Consider the following 239-nt stretch of genomic DNA (forward strand, 5'->3'; position numbering starts at 1 on the left):
GTCGGATTTGCCCTTGATGACGCCCACGACGCCCGTGCGGCCAATCCACGTGACCACCTCGTAGCAGCCGAATTCCTTGAGCTCTTCCTCCACCAGCGCGCTGGTGCGATGGGTTTCAAACAGGATCTCGGGGCTTTCGTGCAGATCACGGCGCCACCTGGTGATCTCTGCCTGCAGTTCGGCAAAACGCTTCTTAACCCGCATGGGTCTTTCTCCTTGCCTATCGAAATATCGCAACC

Annotated in this window: 1 pseudogene; it reads right to left on the reverse strand. The window is 58.2% G+C overall.

What is annotated here, in order from left to right:
- Positions 1-204, reverse strand: a pseudogene (locus tag R0J92_RS26265) (amidohydrolase); the annotation flags it as partial.
- Positions 205-239 lie beyond the last annotated feature (35 nt).

The sequence above is a fragment of the Tritonibacter sp. SIMBA_163 genome (genome assembly GCF_046535935.1).
In the GTDB taxonomy this organism is placed as follows: Bacteria; Pseudomonadota; Alphaproteobacteria; order Rhodobacterales; family Rhodobacteraceae; genus Epibacterium; species Epibacterium scottomollicae.